13 protein-coding genes are annotated in these 18445 nt (G+C 36.7%); 8 read left to right on the top strand and 5 right to left on the bottom strand.

Annotated elements, in window-relative coordinates; all coding sequences use genetic code 11:
• Positions 1-39 precede the first annotated feature (39 nt).
• Entirely contained in the window at positions 40-276 is a 237-nt protein-coding gene (locus tag JF73_RS08440; protein ID WP_046327815.1) for a hypothetical protein, read from the bottom strand.
• A gap of 150 nt (positions 277-426) precedes the next feature.
• Between JF73_RS08440 and JF73_RS08435 the strand changes: the two genes are divergently transcribed.
• The 6 genes from JF73_RS08435 (at position 427) to rsgA (ending at position 9852) form a co-directional block, all read left to right on the top strand.
• Positions 427-1722 (top strand): PTS sugar transporter subunit IIC, encoded by a 1296-nt coding sequence (locus JF73_RS08435; protein WP_046327814.1) that lies wholly within the window; start codon positions 427-429, stop codon positions 1720-1722.
• A gap of 5 nt (positions 1723-1727) precedes the next feature.
• Complete coding sequence (locus tag JF73_RS08430; protein WP_046327813.1) at positions 1728-2594, top strand: alpha/beta hydrolase; 867 nt, start codon at positions 1728-1730, stop codon at positions 2592-2594.
• Positions 2594-5119, top strand: a complete 2526-nt coding sequence (locus JF73_RS08425) for an AAA family ATPase (RefSeq protein WP_046327812.1) — start codon at positions 2594-2596, stop codon at positions 5117-5119. Before JF73_RS08430 ends, JF73_RS08425 begins: the two co-directional genes overlap by 1 nt.
• Before the next feature lie 208 nt (positions 5120-5327).
• Positions 5328-7430: an ATP-dependent Clp protease ATP-binding subunit gene (locus JF73_RS08420; protein ID WP_046327811.1), complete on the top strand. Its 2103-nt coding sequence runs from the start codon at positions 5328-5330 to the stop codon at positions 7428-7430.
• Between the two features lie 232 nt (positions 7431-7662).
• A complete protein-coding gene (locus tag JF73_RS08415) occupies positions 7663-8685 on the top strand; it encodes a branched-chain amino acid aminotransferase (RefSeq protein WP_046327810.1) in 1023 nt (340 codons plus the stop codon).
• A gap of 138 nt (positions 8686-8823) precedes the next feature.
• Positions 8824-9852 carry a ribosome small subunit-dependent GTPase A gene (gene rsgA / locus JF73_RS08410; RefSeq protein ID WP_052727795.1) on the top strand — a complete coding sequence of 343 codons (1029 nt, stop codon included), beginning with the start codon at positions 8824-8826 and terminating at the stop codon, positions 9850-9852.
• Between the two features lie 99 nt (positions 9853-9951).
• Here rsgA and tkt read toward each other — a convergent pair whose 3' ends face one another.
• The 4 genes from tkt to JF73_RS08390 are packed head-to-tail and all read right to left on the bottom strand — an operon-like array spanning position 9952 to position 15492.
• The gene (gene tkt, locus JF73_RS08405; protein ID WP_046327809.1) at positions 9952-11934 is read right to left on the bottom strand and encodes a transketolase; all 1983 of its coding nucleotides are present in this window, start codon (positions 11932-11934) and stop codon (positions 9952-9954) included.
• A 23-nt stretch (positions 11935-11957) separates the two neighbouring features.
• Positions 11958-13232 carry a PTS ascorbate transporter subunit IIC gene (ulaA, locus tag JF73_RS08400; RefSeq protein WP_143435123.1) on the bottom strand — a complete coding sequence of 425 codons (1275 nt, stop codon included), beginning with the start codon at positions 13230-13232 and terminating at the stop codon, positions 11958-11960.
• Between the two features lie 18 nt (positions 13233-13250).
• A complete protein-coding gene (locus JF73_RS08395) occupies positions 13251-13547 on the bottom strand; it encodes a PTS sugar transporter subunit IIB (RefSeq protein WP_046327807.1) in 297 nt (98 codons plus the stop codon).
• Positions 13540-15492, bottom strand: a complete 1953-nt coding sequence (locus JF73_RS08390) for a BglG family transcription antiterminator (protein WP_046327806.1) — start codon at positions 15490-15492, stop codon at positions 13540-13542. The genes JF73_RS08395 and JF73_RS08390 overlap by 8 nt, the downstream gene beginning before the upstream one ends.
• A gap of 434 nt (positions 15493-15926) precedes the next feature.
• Here JF73_RS08390 and JF73_RS08385 point away from each other — a divergent pair, with 434 nt between their 5' ends.
• Both JF73_RS08385 and JF73_RS08380 read left to right on the top strand, forming a co-directional pair.
• Entirely contained in the window at positions 15927-16817 is an 891-nt protein-coding gene (locus JF73_RS08385; RefSeq protein ID WP_046327805.1) for a DUF3737 family protein, read from the top strand.
• A 5-nt stretch (positions 16818-16822) separates the two neighbouring features.
• Positions 16823-17989 (top strand): MalY/PatB family protein, encoded by a 1167-nt coding sequence (locus tag JF73_RS08380; protein ID WP_046327804.1) that lies wholly within the window; start codon positions 16823-16825, stop codon positions 17987-17989.
• Positions 17990-18445: the final 456 nt, after the last annotated feature.

Below are 18445 nucleotides of genomic sequence, written 5' to 3'. Positions count from 1 at the left end.
GCCAAAAAAATCCCACTCTTTTTATTTGCATAGTAATATTTATTCAAAGCGATTTAAGTCGTCAATACGCTCTCTAAATAATCTGCCGGTATATTCAGAACTTGTATCATCAGACTTTTTAAGTGCATCTTTAATCTGACTGGAATTCAAGCGATCAAAAAGATACATTTTAAGTGCCTCGTTAATCAGATCATTAAAATCAGTATCGGTGACTTCCATATACTTTGCCGTCAATTTTGCTACTTTTTCATTTAGTTCGATTTTTTTTCTGCTCATTTTATCGCCTTCTAGAACTCAATTTAATTATAACATTTTTACAACATTAAATATTTAAAAACGAAAAAGGACAGTATAAAAATAGCTAGTACTAAAAAATTAGAGTATTATTTTCTTTTAAATAAAATAATCAGGATAAGGTTCTGCAAAATGAAAGAATTTACTTTTAATATCTTAGTGCGCATACAAGAATACTCTTTTTTTCGTGCGGCACGACACACGATGGCGATGCTAATGCCAATTGCTGTGGTTGGTTCATACTTTAAAGTCCTCAATGATCTAGTCTTTACACCTAATGGGTTAATTTATAACATTTTTAGCTTAGATAAAATATTGTCAGACCATATATGGTATGCTGGTTCTTTTGTTTGTCGGGGCATGGTTGAGATTACCTTTGGTGTTTTTGGCGTTTACGCCAGCTATTTTATGGCACGATATACCGCCCGCCTTTATCATAAAGACTCTACAATGGCGGGTTTAACTGCCGTATCAATTATGCTTTTTTGTTCCTATGCATCTAGTAGCGGTCGTGATGCCCGCATGCCGTTTACAGCAAGTTTATTACAAGTTAATGCGCTATTTATTGCATTAATTGTGGGTTACTGTGTGGGGCAAGTTTTTCATTTGTTAGGCAAAAATTATTCTTATGTAAAAGATGAGGGCACAAAAGTTTTACAAAAAAGGGCGGGGGCTGCAGCTCTACCGAGTTTTGTTTCACTTTTGGCGGGCATTTTATTAGGTATTATTATTTATGAATTACAATTGAAATTACTTAATTCTGCCAGCTTTAACGAAATAGTCAGCCGCATACAAACTACTAATAATTTTGCTGAAGTTTTAGTCCTTTCGGTTGTAATCACGTTCTTAGATTGGTTGGGTATAGGCTTCCCGCTGCATTCTTTGTCAGGAACAGTTAATAATGCTTATACTGCTGAAAACCTGACTTACACGTTAAGGCATGGGAATTCTTGGAATGTTCCTTACAAATTTTTGGGCAGTTCTCTTATTAATACATACGGCACTATGGGTGGAGCCAGCGTAGTTTTAGCCATCATAGTACTAATGCTGCTAATAAGGAGTAATAGAGAAAATGAGATCAATGCCAAAATTAATTTGTTGCCTGCAACTTTTGGTTCTACTTTAGGCTTTAATATTGGTTTACCGCTGATTTTAAATCCTGTGTTCCTGATTCCTAGCATAGTGATTCCGCTTATTAACATGACGCTAGCTGCAGCAGCAATTAGCTTACATGTTATTCCAGTATGCGTTTATCAGATTTTAAAGGGAACACCAGGATTATTAGTTTCATTTTTCGGTACAAACGGCAATTGGGCAGCGCTAATTTTTACAATACTATTATTTTTGCTGGATATAGTTTTATTGTTACCTGTGGTTATTTTTAATGAAAAAATGGTAACAAGGATAAATAACCAAAAGAAAGGATAGGCAAAATGAATAAAAAAGCCAATTATAAATGGCTGGTATTGGTAGTAATCATGTTAACTATATTGTCTATTCCCAGTTTCTTTTGGATGAGAAAAGATAATAATGCAAGAGCAGAACGTAGTAAATCCCTTCTTTCGCCAGTAATCATGGTACCGGGTTCCAGTGCTACTACTGAGCGCTTTAACCAGTTAATTGATGAGCTGAATAAAACCACTTTTAAAAGACACAGCGTAATCAAAATTACAGTTTCACGTGAAGCAAAATTGACATACAGCGGTGCTATTGGTAAAAATGACTTGGAACCATTAATTATTATCGGATTTGACAATAATAAGGATGGTTATACTAATATTAAGAAGCAGGCGAAATGGTTAAATGCAGCATTTAAGTCACTAGTGCAAAATTATAAATTTAACAATTTCAAGGCTTTTGGCCATTCTAATGGCGGATTAATTTGGACATATTGGCTGGAACACTATTATGCTGAATATTCCGGCGATATCAAAATAAAAAAATTAATGACGCTCGGTACGCCGTATAATTTTAATGAAAGTAATATTAATAACCGTACCCAAATGTTGGCAGATTTTATTAGAAACCGGTCTAAATTGCCTACGTATTTGAAAGTTTATTCTCTTTCAGGAGGAAAAAATTACGAATCAGATGGCATTGTCCCTGAAACGAGTGTGGCAGCAGGAAAATTTATTTTTCAAAATCAAGTTAAGAATTATACAGCCATAACAGTAACTGGTGAAAAAGCGGATCACTCAGACCTGCCTCAAAACAAACAAGTTATTCAGGCTATTCGCCAGTATCTATTAAAGAAACCAGAAAGACCTTTAAAACCAAATAAAAGAAAGGAAAATCATTGATGAAGTATCACAAACAGCCCACACATATTGAAGTAATTGGTGGCAGAGTTAATAATCTGAAAAATATTAACGTTGATATTCCCTTACATAAATTTGTAGCTATATCGGGCTTAAGTGGTTCTGGTAAATCAAGCTTAGCGATGGGCATTTTGTATTCTGAAGGAGCAAGACGCTACCTTGATTCTTTAGCAGCATACACTAAGAGACGTATCAGTCAAGTTGGACGTGCACAAGTTGATGAAGTAAAACACATTCCCTCGGCTTTGGCTTTGCGCCAACGCCCGGCCATTCCAGGTATACGTTCAACGGTAGGTACTGTTACCGAGGTCTTTAATATTTTACGTCTAATTTTTTCGCGTTTAGGTTCACCGGTTTGTCCCAACGGCCACAGGATTTCACCGACTATTAAAATTGCTGAGGCAATGGATTTAACCGGAGATGCAATGGGCCGGCTGACTTGCCCAACATGTGGCGTGCAATTTTATGCTTATAGTGCAGAAGATTTCGCCTTTAATTCGGATGGTGCCTGTCAAAAGTGTCAGGGACTGGGAACTGTTGAGCAAATTGACGACAGTAAAATTATTGCTGATGAAAATTTGTCTCTTGAAAAAGGGGCAGTTGCTACTTGGCAAATTCCAGGTCGTAATTGGATGTGGCGTATTGCGCGGGAGTTGGGAGTGCGCACAGATATACCGTATAAAAAATTGAACGCCAAAGAAAAAGAAATTGTGCTGCATGGAAAAGAGCGCAAGGTACCGATTGACCTGCCGACTTCAACGGGTAGGGTCTATCACTTAGATGCACTATACGAAAATGCTTATAATGCTGTAGCTAACTCACGCAAAACCACCAAGTCGGAGCGGGGTTTGCAAAGAATAAACTCTTTTTATAAATTTAGCACTTGTCCACGTTGTCATGGCTATCGTATTGATCCTAGCAGGTGGCAGCAACTGGTTGCCGGTAAAAATATTGTAGCAGCTGAACAATTGACTCTGGATCAATTAGGTCATTATATGAAAGAAATTTTAGCAGCGCTGCCGCAAAATATGTATGATCTAGCTAAAAACTTAATTGACGAGTTAATGCACCAAGTGAAGCCGCTATTAAAATTAGGACTGGACTACTTGAGCTTAGATCGTCAAGCCAGCAGCTTGTCCACAGGTGAACTTCAAAGAATCCAGCTGGGGCGAACTTTGCGCACAGAAACAACAGGTGTGCTGTATGTTTTAGATGAACCATCTGTGGGACTACATCCTGACAATGTGGCGGGACTAATAGAAGTTTTTCACGAATTGGTTAATCAAGGAAATTCTCTGGTTGTGGTTGACCATGAAACTGCCATTATCAATGCAGCTGACTGGGTAATTGAAATTGGTCCAGGGTCTGGAAGTCAAGGTGGAGAAATTATTTCCCAGGGAATACCTCAAGACATTAAGCATAATGATAAATCACTAATTGGTCCATATTTATCAGGAAAAGCAGCCCTACTTGTTCGTCAAAGAGCGGATGCAGATCATATTTTTGATCAGGGTAAAGTAGAATTTACTGTAACGGATCGGTTTAATTTACAAAATATTCATGCTCAGATTCCTATTAACCGCTTAACGTCAGTAACCGGTTTTTCTGGTGCTGGTAAAACAACTTTGATACTTGATTCTCTTATCCCTGCCCTTAAGGCACAAAATAATCATGGACAAGAATGGGTAAAAAATTTAGTAAATCCTGGTATTAAAAATATTGTTAGTGTTGATTCTTCACCTGTGGGCAAAAATCAACGATCAACTGTTGCAACTTATACTGACATTATGGATAATTTGCGCAGACTGTTTGCCAAACAACCATTAGCAAAAAAATTAAGATATACTGCTGCTCATTTTTCCTACAATAATAAAGAAGGTGCATGTCCGGCATGTAATGGTACGGGAGTGATTTCACTTGATATACAATATTTGCCAGATATGGTCGAAACTTGTTCAGTATGCGGAGGGCATCGCTTTAACAAAGATGTTTTAAAAGTAAAATGGCATAATCTTAGTATTGCGGATGTATTGGATTATTCAGTTGATGATGCATTAAAAGAAGGACTTTTTGAAGAAGAACCTAAAATTAACAAAACTATTCGTACCTTGCATGACATGGGTTTGGGCTACCTTCATTTAGGAGAATCAACTCCAGCTTTATCGGGTGGAGAGGCGCAGCGCTTGAAATTAACTAGTCATATTCATCAAAGACAAAAGGGCACTCTGTTTGTTTTTGATGAGCCTACAGTTGGGTTACATCCACAGGATGTCAGAACGCTGTTAAAAGTATTTCAGAAATTACTTGATCAAAAAGGAACGATTATTACTATTACCCACGATTTAGATATTATGGCTAACAGTGATTATATGATTGATATGGGACCAAGAGGTGGACTTCAAGGAGGAAAAATTGTAGCAAGCGGTACTCCTGTGGATATCTCTCAAAAATCTGCCAGTTTAACCGGTAAATATCTAAGAAAACAATTTAAATTATATCAAAAATAATCTTAACCAGAGCCTGATAGTACAAATTAAGTGCTGCTATATCAGGCTTTTTTGCTACTGTGGAAAAATAAGCAATAATTGTGGAAAAAACAAGTAAAAAAGTTGCTTTCTGTGGATAACCTGCTATAATATAATATGTAAGCAGTTAGCAGTCGAACTCATCGAGTGCTAATTACAAATTTATAACCTATCAAAGGGGTGTTTACATATGGCATATTTTGATAACGATTTTGACGATTTATTTAATGAATTAAACAATTCTTTCTTTAACAATACTAATGATAACGGCGGGGCTATTCCTATTCACTATTCTAGTAGCATGAACATTTCTCCCCAGGATTTTCAACAAAATGCACAAGGCGGACAAAAGCAAGGTCAAAAACCAATTGGCGTTGACCTGGTTGAACAGGCTAAAAAGAATAAATACGATCCTGTTATTGGTCGTGACGAACAGATTCAGGAAGTAATTGAAATTTTGAGTCGACGTAAGAAGAACAACCCGGTCTTAGTGGGACCGGCTGGTGTTGGTAAAACTGCTATAGTTGAAGGCTTGGCACAAAAAATTGCTACAGGCGATGTTCCAGATAAAATGAAGGATAAGCATATTATTGCAATCAACATTAATGATATGGTTGCCGGATCTAGTCTCCGTGGTAGTTTTGAGGAACGTCTTAAAAAAGTAATTGATGAAGCTAAGAAGAACCCCAATATTATTTTATTCATTGATGAATTGCACAATATAGTTGGGGCAGGTTCTACGGATTCTGAAAACAATAACGGTGATGCCGCTAATATTTTGAAACCGGCTTTAGCTAGTGGTGACTTGAACTTAATAGGTGCAACGACCACGAGTGAATACCGGAGAATTGAAAATGATGCGGCACTGGCACGTAGATTCCAACCAGTGCAAGTTCCTGAGCCATCTGCTGCAGTGACTGTCAAAATTTTGGAGGGTTTAAAAGATAAATATGAAGCTTTCCATCATGTAAAATACAATGACAGTGCTTTAAAACTGGCGGTTGAATTATCACAGCGTTACATTCAGGGACGTTATTTACCTGATAAAGCCATTGATTTAATGGATGAAGCAGGTGCCAAAAAGGGTCTCGACACTATTCCTGATGATGAAGCAACTTTAAAGAAGCGGATTAAAAAGCTGGAAAGTGAAAAAGAAGCTGCTGCCAAAAAAGAAGATTACAGTAGAGCAAGCGAGCTGAAGAAGCAGATTGAAGACTTACGCGACAAAGCTAATCATGTAGATGAGAAAGCAACGCCGCATGTCACCGATGAGGATATCTACGCTTTGATTGAAGCCAAGACCAAAATTCCAATGAGCGAACTGCACGCAAGTGAAGGACAAAAGAACCTTGATTTGGCTCAGAAATTAAAGAAAGTGGTTATTGATCAGGATAATGCGGTTGATGTCATTACTGACGCAATTGCCCGTAAACAAGTTTTCAAAGACAATGATCGTCCTACTGGCACATTCTTATTAACTGGTCCTACCGGTGTAGGTAAGACAGAATTAGCTAAACAATTGGCCATCCAACTATTTGGTGGTGAAAATCATCTTATTAGACTTGATATGTCTGAATATCAAGATCAGATGGCTGTTAATAAACTGATTGGCTCTGCCCCAGGTTACGTTGGCTATGGTGAGGGCGGTCAATTGACTGAAAAAGTTCGTCACCAACCATACAGCTTAATTTTGTTCGATGAAATTGAAAAAGCCAATCCACAAGTATTTAATGCCTTGCTTCAGATTATGGACGATGGTCGTTTGACTGATGCTCAAGGTAGGACTGTTTCCTTTAAGGATACAATTTTAATCATGACTTCTAATGCTGGTTATTCTGACCAATTATTAAAAGACGGCAAGGTTGATCATGATAAGCTGATTAAAGCTCTGGAAGCATACTTCAGACCTGAATTTTTGAATAGGCTTGATGCGATCGTGCCGTTTAATTCATTAACTAAAGATGATATGAATAAGATCATTGATATTTACTTAAAGAAGATGGCACATGTTTTAGCTAAAAAGAATGTGAAAGTTGAAGTATCTGATGAGGCTAAAGCTTATCTGGCTGAAAAAGGTTATGATAAGAAATTTGGTGCAAGACCTTTACGCAGAGTAGTTGAGCAAGACTTGGAGACACCGATTGCTAAATTATTAATGAAGGAGCCTGACACTAAAGAAGTTAAGTTTACAGCTGATGACAAGCATGTTTACTTAAATGATGCTGCTATTTTGGACATTACTGAAAAACCAGAACCAAAAGCTGAAACTAAAGAAAAAGTAAAACAAGACTAATTTTAAAAAGGGATCATCTCGTAAAGGGATGACCCCTTTTTTTGGTTGATATTATTTCACGTGAAACAGCAGTTAATCAATATAAAAATAGAATAATGGTAATATAAAAAAAGAACGGGTAAAGCTATTGACAGCAGTGAAAATTTGGTTTAAATTAGTTAGCAATTAAATTAATATTAAAAAGCTGAAAGATTTTCAGCTTTGTGTTTTTTGTATATAGGGGACAATTCATATGAAACAACGAGTAGAAGACCTGGATTGGAAGAATCTGGGATTTAAATATCGTGATCTGCCTTATCGCTATGAGGCTAAGTATCAAAATGGTGAATGGCAGGAAGGTAAACTGACTGAAGATTCAACCATGACTTTTTCTGAGGGTGCGGAAGTACTGCACTATGGTCAAGAAATTTTTGAAGGATTAAAAGCGTATCGGCGAAAAGACGGTAAGATTAATCTTTTCAGACCTGATGAAAATGCCCATCGTTTTGCTCTTTCAGCAAAGCGTTTAGCCATGCCGCCATTTCCAGAAGATAGGTTTGTTGACGCAGTGAAACAAGTGGTTTTAGCAAATAAAGAATTTGTGCCGCCTTATGATAGCGGCGCAACTCTGTATGTAAGACCACTTATGGTGGGAACTTCTAAAGTTTTGGGCGTTGAAAAAGCCGATGAATATACTTTCCGCATTTTTGCGGTTCCCGTTGGTGCATATATTAAAGGATTGAACCCTGCAGATTACATTGTTAGTGATTATGATCGTGCCGCTTATGCCGGTACGGGTCGAGCAAAGACATCAGGTAACTACGCCAGCAGCCTGCTTCCAGCTGTTGATGCGCATCAAAATGGTTATGCCGATTGCTTGTACCTTGATCCACGTGAACATAAATATGTTGATGAATTTGGTGGTGCCAATTTTTATGGTATTACCCAAGAAGGTCAATTTGTCACACCGAAGTCAAAATCAATTTTGGTTTCGATTACTAAGCGCTCACTTTTGGAAGTCGCTAAGTGGCAAGGACTAGACCCAGTTGAACGGCAAATTACTTTAGAAGAAGCTTTTAACATGAAAGAAGCTGGTGCGATGGGGACAGCTGCGGTAATTTCCCCTGTGGGCTCAATTACTTATAAAGGTAAAAAGCACGTTATTTACAGTGAAACAGAAACAGGTCCGATTACTACTAAGCTTTATAATGAACTAGTTGATATTCAATATGGTAATAAGAAAGGACCAGATGGCTGGGTCCAAACAATAGAATAAGTTGGAAATTCGGGAACAAAAAACGAGGCTGAGGTCTCGTTTTTTTCTGTTAAAAACCTAATTGCGAGTTAGGTTGAATAGTGAGAAAATGATAAAAAGTTGATTAATAATTTTAACCATTGCTATTAGGAGATAACTATGGAATTAGGATTAAACACGTATAAACAACATGAACAAGTTGATGATAATGCAACTTTGGGACGTATATCGCTGAATTCTGCAGGGATGTATAAAGTTATACATTTAAACGGCGCTGAAATAAATGCTATCCCTAAAAATAGAACCGAACAATTTTTAGTAGGCGACTGGGTAGCCTTAGAACCCCAAGCTGATTTTGACTTAATTAATCAGCGTTTGCCACGATATAGTACATTAGGCAGGTTAACGGGTGAAGGGTATCATGTTCAGGAAAAAGATGCTGCCAGCAATATAGACCAATTGTTTATTTGTATCTCCATGAATAAGAATTTTAAAAGTAGACGTATTAAGCGTTATTTGTATGCTTTTCAAAAAGATGATGAGTATCAAACTTCCCTAGTTTTAACAAAATCAGATCTCAACCCGGAAAGCGCAGAGATAGCTGCACAACTTGCAGATGAGTTTGATATTGCTGTCTTTGCTACTTCGAGTGTGACAACAGAGGGAATCGAAGGATTGAGAGCCAGTATTATACCAGGACAAACAGTTTCTTTTTATGGCAATTCTGGAGTAGGCAAATCAACCCTAGTAAATGCTGTTGCTCAAAAAGAGGTAATGGCAACTAGTCATATTAGTGGCAAAACAGATAAGGGACGTCATACCACATCTAGTTCGCGGCTAATTTTGATTGAACAGGGTGATTTTGTTTTGATTGATACCCCGGGAATAAAAAGTGTTGGTGTGGGCGCTAGTGACTTGGCGCAGGTTTTTCCTGAGATTGTACAATTGGCCCAAAATTGTCATTTTCGTAATTGTAAGCACATTGACGAACCGGGTTGTGCAGTTAAAGCTGCCGTGAAGAATGGTACGCTAGAGCGCAAGTCTTATGATCAATTTCTTCAGCTGCAGGAAGAAAGCCAATCTACACAGGGCTATCTTGATGCTAAAACCGCCAAAAAATTGAGCCGCAAAGCAGAAGGCAAGAGAGAAGCAATGAGTAAGCGTAATTACCGCAAGCCGCCAATGTAGTTTTTACAGGGGAAAATATAAATAAAAAACGCGTTTTTAAACTGGTGTTAAAAACGCGTATTTAGTTGTTATTGCTTTAAATTATCTCTAAATCCTAACCTATTTTGGAAAAGAATTTAAGTATAATTGTGCTGCGTGTTGGGGAGTGAAATCAATCATCTTAATAATGTCAGAAGCTGGAGCAGATTCGCCGAAATGATCGTAACCCATGCGAACGCCGTCCAGACCAACATATTGTTGCCAGCCCATTGTAGCTCCCAATTCAATAGACATCCTATTTTTAATATTAACAGGCAGAATTTTAGTTTGATATTCTGGAGTTTGCTCGCTAAATAGTTCCCATGATGGCATTGAAATAACTCTCACATAAACCCCCTGATCTGCCAAAATAGTTTGGGCCGCAATTGCTAAACTTACTTCTGAACCTGTTGCAATGATAATCCCAGTAGGATTGTTATTAGCAGCTTCGGAAATAATATAGGCACCTTTTTCAGCTTTAATACTGTCACTTCCAGCAAGTTGTGGTACAGGCTGACGGTTTAAAATAATTGCAGTTGGGGTTGTGGCAGACTTTAGGGCTAATTGCCAAGCAGTTTTAACCTCATTATTATCTGCAGGTCGAAAAACTGTAATATTAGGCATGGCTCTTAGTGACATTAATTGTTCAACAGGTTGATGAGTAGGTCCATCTTGCCCTACATAAAGGCTATCATGTGTAAAAACAAAAATTGTAGGTGTATTCATAATTGCTGCTTGCCTGATAGCACTTCTCATATAATCTGAAAATACTAGAAATGTTCCGGTATAGCCACGTAGCCCACCATGCAGTGTTATTCCGTTAGCAATTGCTGCCATAGAAAATTCTCTAATGCCAAAGTAAATGTTTGGACCTTGATAACGATGTTTAGACATAAAAAACTTATTGTTAATTGTGGTTTTATTTGATGTGCCTAAATCACCACTCCCACCTACTAGAATAGGGTATAGCTGATAAATGTCATTAAGAACTTTACCAGAAGCAGCTCTTGTAGCTAATTCTCCTGTGATTTTAATATCAGTAAAATCAGGTAGGGCAAGCTCATTAGTCATAATTTGTTCTAATTGTTGGCCCAGTTGCGGAAACTGCTTTAAATAATTTTGTTTTAAACTAAGCCAATTTTGTTCAGCTTTAGCTCCTCTTTCTTTAACAGCGGAAAACCAATGTTTTACTTCTTCGGGCACATAAAAATCTTCTTTATCAGTAAAGCCAAATTGCTCTTTCATATGTTCTGCTTCTTGCTCTGAAACAGGATCACTGTGGATAGCATTGGTACCTTGAAGGGTCGAACCGTAACCGATGATTGTATTAACTTTGATCAAAGTTGGTTTGTCTGAACAGCGCTTAGCTGTGCTAAGAGCATTATAAATTTCACGGCAATTATTGCCGTCAGCAACTTCCAGTGTATTCCAGCCCATAGCAGCAAATTTTTGTAATTCGTTTTCAGTATTCGAAGCTGTTAAATCGGCGTCCGATGTTACTTTATTAGCATCCCATAAGACTATTAGTTTATTTAAACCTAAATTACCGGCAAGAGATGCTGCCTCTTGGCAAACGCCTTCTTCAAAATCACCATCGCCTGAAATTACATACGTATAGTGATTAATAACAGGGAAATTAGGTTTGTTAAATCTGTCTGCCAAATGAGCTTCCGCAATCGCCATTCCCACTCCCATGGCAAATCCTTGCCCTAGTGGACCTGTGCTGGCATCGACTCCTGCTGTTTTGCCATATTCAGGATGGCCTGGGGTCAGGCTGTGTAATTGACGAAACTGCTTAATATCTGCTATAGAAAGCGGGAAGCCTGCTAAATGTAGTAGTGAATATAGAAGCATTGATCCGTGACCAGCACTCAAGACAAAGTGGTCACGATCAAACCACTCTGTGTTTGCCGGATTAACCTTAAGAAAATACCGCCATAAAGTATAGCCTAAAGGAGCTGCTCCTAAAGGCATTCCTAAATGACCATGATGAGCTTTTTGAACCGCATCAAGAGTTAGATTTCTAATTGTATCAACTGATAATTGGTCTAATTCTGAATTCATTTATATTGACTCCTTTAATATTGCTAAAAAATACTGTGTACTATTTGACCAATAAATTTAATAATTAAGGCAACGACGTTGAAATCTGTTTCCGGAAAAGCAGTTCCTTTTAAGCCAATTGATGATAATACTGGATATACTAGGGATGGACCTACTGCGATTAAAATTCCTACGATAAAAGAACCAATAACGTAGCCTTTCCAGCCGCCCGTGGCATTGCCAAAAACGCCGGCTGTAGCACCAATGAAAAAGTAAGGCACTGCAACGGGAATGATTACGGGCATATGTAGAGCCGCAAATACCAGCATCATCAACAATCCCGCTGCATAAGCAGATACGAAGCCAATAACTGTTGCTGTTGGGGCATAAGGGAAAACAACGGGAACATCTAAAGCTGGTTTTGCATTAGGAATCAGTTTTTCCGAGATACCAACGAAGGCATTAACAATTTCGCCTAAAAGTAATCTCACCCCAGTAATAATTACGTATAAGGCCGCAGCAAATTGTAGTCCTTGTAATAAAGGATAAATTAGCCAATTAACTCCTTTTGATAATTGTTCAACTTGTGCCTTGCCGGCGAATAAAGCAGCAATGTAATAGAAAATGACCATCGTAATTGAAACTCCAATGACATAATCTTTGAAAATACTAAGCCATCCTGGTAACTTCAATTTTTCTGTACTCTCTTTCGGACTGCCCACTTTCCCCCCGATCCAGCTGGAAAGGGCATAACCAATTGATACATAGTGAGCTAATGCAATATCATCACCGCCAGTAACTTTACGCATTCCTGGCTGGGCGATTGCAGGCATTGCTGCGGACATAAAGCCGACTATTATTCCTCCAATTACTACTATATAGGGATTACTCAAACCTACTGATTTAAGCATAATGGTAGATAGAGCTGCCAAATATAAATTGTGTTGTCCGGTAAGGAAGATATATTTCATTGGCGTTAATCTGGCAACAATTAAGTTGACTACAAAGCCTAAAGTCATCACCAATGCAACTACAGTGCCAAAACGCTGTTGAGCTAGAGCGGTAACGGCTTCTGCTAATGGTAAAACCCCTTGAAGGTGAAATCCCTTAGCAAATAGTGCCTGAAAATCGTTTAAAGCAACTGTTGCAGCAGAACTACCAATAGTAAAAACTAGAAAACCAACAATAGTTTTTAAAGTACCGTTGATAATTTTAGTGGGACTTTCTTTTTGTAAAACCAGACCAATAAAAGATATCAGTCCAATCATAATTGAAGCTGTACTTAATAAATCTACCAATAGAGATAGAATGGCATTCATTATTATTCACTCTCCTTTTTAAGATGCAGGATTTTGTTGATCGAGAAAATTTTGCAACTTCGTTTTTATTTCATTCTTGTCCATTATGTCTTTTATCCCAATAATACTTCTGACGTCATCTTTAACATCAGGTACTAAATCCTCCATTGTTACCAATAGGTCAGGATCAAGCCCCTTTGCTGCGTCGATTACGTCATGAGAGACTTCGAAGGGAAATTTATTCTCTCGTACAACCTGATTAATTTTGATTTTGAGCATCATTGAGGATCCCATTCCTGTTCGACAAGCTACCAAAATAGAATATTTTTTACTCATTTTCGCTATACCTCGATTCAAACTTCTTTATTAATGTATAGACATTAGCAGGCCTAGTTTCTTTAACTAGGCTTTTTAAAAAGTTTTGATCACTAATAAAATTTACTAACTCAGACATCGCTTTTAAATGTGACTTATTATCAACTGCGCACAGAGCAAAGATGAACTGAACGGGATCATTGCTTTTATTGCCAAAGTTAATTGGCGTCTTTAAAGTAGTAACCGTTATCCCAATTTTTTTAGCACCTAATTCGGGACGGGCATGTGGTAATGCCACACCTTTACTGATAACGATATATGGTCCTGATTCTTCTGTAGTTTTGATCATACCGTTAACGTAATTCTCAGTCGCATAACCATTTTTTACTAATGGATTCGCACTCTTTCTAATTGCATCTTTCCAATTTACAGCTTCAATATTGAGCCTAATTAACGATTCATTAGTAACTTCACTTAACATCTTTTCACTTCCCTGAAAATGATAATTTCGCTTAATACTGTCTTCTATTCTTTTTTTATCTTGATTGGTTAATAATGCCCCTACGACAACTACTGGAATTTCAAACGTATTATTGAGTGGAATCGTTGAAATAATTAATTCAATGGGAGCGTACTTGTGAATTTGCTGTTGAACATTGCTGCTGGCAGCATCAGCAACAACAATGATATTGTTAAAGTAACTTTGAATTTTAACCTTTATCAGTTGTGCAGTAGCTACGCCAGTTGTACAAACAACAAGAGCTCTAATATATTGACGATTTTGTTCTAAATAACGAGCAAAATAAATCGTAATAAATCCACTTTCGTCTGCAGAAATGGGAGGTAGCCCCAATTCTTTAGTTAATTTATCCGAAGTATGTTCAATCACTTTAAACAATTTTAAATACACACGTTTTATTTCGGGCAGCAGTGCATTATTCAAACTTATTTTGTTATATAAGCGATTTATCATTGGTCGAATATGATTTGCTAGGTCAGCTTTAAAATCATTATTAATTGTTCCTAAATTTAACTTGGCAACCACATTAGAGATATAAAAATTAGTCACTTTTTGGACGAGATTAGACTGAAAAGCAGAATTTTCAATTTTATCCATTACATCTAGACGTGAAGAAATTAAATATTGTAATAAAAAATAAATTTCATTAGGTTCTAAAGCCATGTCCAAGTAATTTTCAATATGCTTAATTACTTCTGCCGCTATGGAGTATAGTTGCTTATTCTCTTTAATAATCATTTGATCATAGCTATTTAATTTGGTTAAGACACTTTTGGCCACTGCATGTGTTTGGTATCTGGTAATCAAAATATAAATGTGAGAAATAATGTTTACGTTGTATGGATAAGTAATTTCACTGTCTAGTTTTTCATTAATAAAATTTAGTTGCTTAATGCAGAACTGCAGCGAATAGAAATTTAAACCGCCTTTTTCGGATAAAGAAGTATTGGAGACATTTTGCTTAATCAATATATCCTGTAACGCATGACGAATATTCGTTTCACTTCCAGTTATTTTTAATTGATGATTTTTTCTTACTAAATTTAGAGAATATGATGCTAATTGGGATCTAATTGATTTCAAGTCTTCATTGATATTGGTTTCACTTAAATAATATTGGCTGAATAATGAAGATAATTTTAGTGATCTGGGTGCAATCATCAATAATTTAGTCAAAGTAGCTTGTTGACGATCTTTTGCTGTAAAGGTGTTGGAATCTTGTTGATAGTTCATTTCCTTTAAATAGTTATCGTAGTTAATTTTGAACCCCCTTCCTTTTTTACTGTTAATCAATTCGCCTGAGGGGGTCAGGGAATTAAGATGTTTAATTGTGCGGTAAACGGTTTTAGTTGACATCAAAAACTGGTTTGCAATTTCTTTAGCTGTCACAAAAGAGTTGCTGTTTAATAAAAAATTGATAATGTTGTCTTCATTGTCTGTTAGCATTTGCTTACTACCCCCTAGAACTGATTATAATTTTGAACTTGAGAAAGCCCTTCCAAGAATATGTCCGTTGTACTAGACATTTTTAAGAATAACCCTACTGGCTTTTTCTGCTTAGAGTTAAAAGGATGCCAATCCCATAAAAGGCATATTTAAAAAGCAAATACATTGAAGTGCAAAAAAAGGGTGTCCGTTGACATCCTCATGTGCAAATAGTTTTTGTATATAAATTTTATTAATCACTTTGAAGAAAAGTATTTTAAAATTATTAATGAATACTAAAACTGGTATAACTATTTGTAATTAAAAGACCTAATAAAATAGTATTTTAAGTTGCAGTCAATTCAGTGGATAATTGATAGAAAAAGAAGCTTTAATTTAATAGTTGACCGCTATTAGCAAAAAACAGTGTTTGGTTTAAAAGAAAAGAGATCAGAATGAAAATTATCAAAGATCATTTTTTTGAAGGCGAAAGAATTCTTTTTGGACTAAAAGATTCGCAGCTGGTAGGGATTACTTTTGGCGAAGGTGAATCGCCACTTAAGGAAGCCAGTAAAATCAATATTAAAGACTCTGTTTTTAAATGGAAATATCCATTATGGTATGACAATGACGTTACTGTAGAGAGTACTGTTTTTGAAACTATGGCTCGTAGCGGTATTTGGTACACCAAAAACATTGCTATCAAGAATTCGGCTCTGCAGGCACCGAAGCTATTTAGAAGATCAGAAAAGATAAGCTTGGATCATGTTCACTTTGCTAACGCTGCAGAAACAATGTGGAGCTGTAAAGATATTAGAATTACGAACAGTCAAGTTAATGGTGATTATTTTGGTAAAGATAGCCAGAATATCTACCTTGATCATGTTAGCGTGGTTGGTAATTACGTCTTTGATGGCGCTAAAAATGTTGAAGTCCATCATTCTACTTTTATTTCTAAAGATGCCTTTTGGAACTGTCAAAATGTTACTGTGTATGATTCGCTAATAGATGGTGAATATTTGGCCTGGAACGGGCAAAATATCAAGTTTATCAACTGTAAAATTGAAAGCAATCAGGGACTTAATTATATTGATCATCTGGAACTAAAAAATACCAGTTTAATTCACACCGATTTAGCGTTTGAATATGTTTCTAATATTGATGCTACTGTTTCAATTAAAATTGACAGTGTAAAAAATCCAATTTCCGGTAAGATTTCTGCTCCAGCAATTGGCAAGTTGATTTTAGATCCGCAAAAAATTACCCCCGCTAAAACTGAAATTATCTGTGCTAAAATTGACAAGAAAGTTAATAGTTCAGATCAAAATCAGAAAGCGAAGGATTAAAGATAATGGCTAAATATGATTTTGTTAATGCACCAGATAGAAGCGGCACGGACTCAGTCAAATGGCACGTTAAAAAAGGCGAATTGCCAATGTCAATCGCTGATATGGATTTTAAAACAGCCCCGGAAATAATTACGGCAATGAAGGAAAAGGTTAATTTAGGTGTTTTTGGTTACGAATGGCCTGAAGACGATTATTTTAAAGCCGTGGCTGATTGGTTTGAAAAGGAACATGGTCATCGCCCGCAGCAAGAATGGGAGATTTTCACCACAGGTGTGGTACCAGCAATTTCAGCAATTGTGCGGCGAATTTCGCATATTGGTGACAATGTTTTAGTGCAAGCGCCGGTTTATAATGTCTTTTACAATTCAATTGAAAATAATGGTCGGCATGTTTTGTCCAACGACTTGCAATTTAATGGTTCAAATTATACAGTCGACTGGGAAGATCTTGAACAGAAATTGGCCCTGCCGTTAACAACACTCATGATTTTTTGCAATCCGCATAATCCTATCGGCAAAGTATGGACTCAAGAAGAAGTTCAAAGAATTGCTGATTTGTGTTATCAACATCATGTGGTACTTTTGTCTGATGAAATTCATGGTGACTTGGTGCGACAGGGCCCAAGTTATACTCCAAGCTTTTCGGTTAATGGCTCTGCACGTGACAATGTTATTTCGTTAATTTCACCAAGTAAAACTTTTAACGTTGCTGCTTTACATGCAGCGACTGCGATTGTGCCAAATAGTAATTTGCGTGCTATGGTTAATCGTGGTCTTAATAGTGATGAGGTGGCTGAACCAAATTTGCTCGCCATTCCGGGAACAATTGCTGCTTATGAACATGGTCATGACTGGCTGCAAGCATTGATTAAACAGTTAAATGTTAATTTTGCTTATGCTCAAGAATTTATCAGTAAAAATCTACCGCAAGTTAAAGTGGTTGCAGGAAATGCAACATACTTAATTTGGCTTGATGTGGAAAGGATTAGTACAGATTCACAAAAATTAGCAGAGTTTTTAGAAAAGGAAACAGGTCTGGTTTTATCACCGGGAAGTATTTATCGCGGCAATGGTAATAAGTTCTTGCGGATGAATCTTGCCTGTCCGTTAACAACTGTTAAAGATGGTTTAGAACGGTTAAGAGCAGGACTAACAAAATATTCTGCTTAAGCATAATAAAAAGACGGCTAGGGTAAATTATGATATGACCCCCAAATTTAGGACAAATTTAGGGGTCATTTTTATTGCCTAAAAAACTATATTGTTTCATGTGAAAATGGAATAGTAATGAGGCAAATAGTTAGAGTAGAAGATTATATGGTATTTCTCGGGAAATAATAACGTATAGGCTGATACGTGAATTAAAGCTATTAAAAATATATGCTTTTCTGACAATAAGCCCCTGTTTAATGCATTATAGGCAAATATGTATTAACCAGATTTGATTGGAGTTAAATAGTTGTAGTGCTCGTTTCTTTCAAATTGGAAAATAAGGCTGTTAGAGAAAAAATGCTAGCGGAAAAAGAAAGAGATGCCATAGATTATAGAATAGAAAGCCAACGTGAGGAGATACTATGTACCCAAATGCACCAATATTAAAAAATAATATAAAAATAAATGGACCGG

This window comes from Lactobacillus helsingborgensis (genome assembly GCF_000970855.1).
Taxonomy (GTDB): domain Bacteria; phylum Bacillota; class Bacilli; order Lactobacillales; family Lactobacillaceae; genus Lactobacillus; species Lactobacillus helsingborgensis.
Note: the sequence above shows the minus strand (reverse complement) of the source record. Positions and strands in the feature narration are given on the sequence as shown.

Excerpts from the sequence above, each read along its gene's own strand:
- JF73_RS08440 (WP_046327815.1), bottom strand. The coding sequence starts at position 276 with ATGAGCAGAAAAAAAATCGAACTAAATGAAAAAGTAGCAAAATTGACG.
- JF73_RS08435 (WP_046327814.1), top strand. The coding sequence starts at position 427 with ATGAAAGAATTTACTTTTAATATCTTAGTGCGCATACAAGAATACTCT.
- JF73_RS08430 (WP_046327813.1), top strand. The coding sequence starts at position 1,728 with ATGAATAAAAAAGCCAATTATAAATGGCTGGTATTGGTAGTAATCATG.
- JF73_RS08425 (WP_046327812.1), top strand. The coding sequence starts at position 2,594 with ATGAAGTATCACAAACAGCCCACACATATTGAAGTAATTGGTGGCAGA.
- JF73_RS08420 (WP_046327811.1), top strand. The coding sequence starts at position 5,328 with ATGGCATATTTTGATAACGATTTTGACGATTTATTTAATGAATTAAAC.
- JF73_RS08415 (WP_046327810.1), top strand. The coding sequence starts at position 7,663 with ATGAAACAACGAGTAGAAGACCTGGATTGGAAGAATCTGGGATTTAAA.
- rsgA (WP_052727795.1), top strand. The coding sequence starts at position 8,824 with ATGGAATTAGGATTAAACACGTATAAACAACATGAACAAGTTGATGAT.
- tkt (WP_046327809.1), bottom strand. The coding sequence starts at position 11,934 with ATGAATTCAGAATTAGACCAATTATCAGTTGATACAATTAGAAATCTA.
- ulaA (WP_143435123.1), bottom strand. The coding sequence starts at position 13,232 with ATGAATGCCATTCTATCTCTATTGGTAGATTTATTAAGTACAGCTTCA.
- JF73_RS08395 (WP_046327807.1), bottom strand. The coding sequence starts at position 13,547 with ATGAGTAAAAAATATTCTATTTTGGTAGCTTGTCGAACAGGAATGGGA.
- JF73_RS08390 (WP_046327806.1), bottom strand. The coding sequence starts at position 15,492 with ATGCTAACAGACAATGAAGACAACATTATCAATTTTTTATTAAACAGC.
- JF73_RS08385 (WP_046327805.1), top strand. The coding sequence starts at position 15,927 with ATGAAAATTATCAAAGATCATTTTTTTGAAGGCGAAAGAATTCTTTTT.
- JF73_RS08380 (WP_046327804.1), top strand. The coding sequence starts at position 16,823 with ATGGCTAAATATGATTTTGTTAATGCACCAGATAGAAGCGGCACGGAC.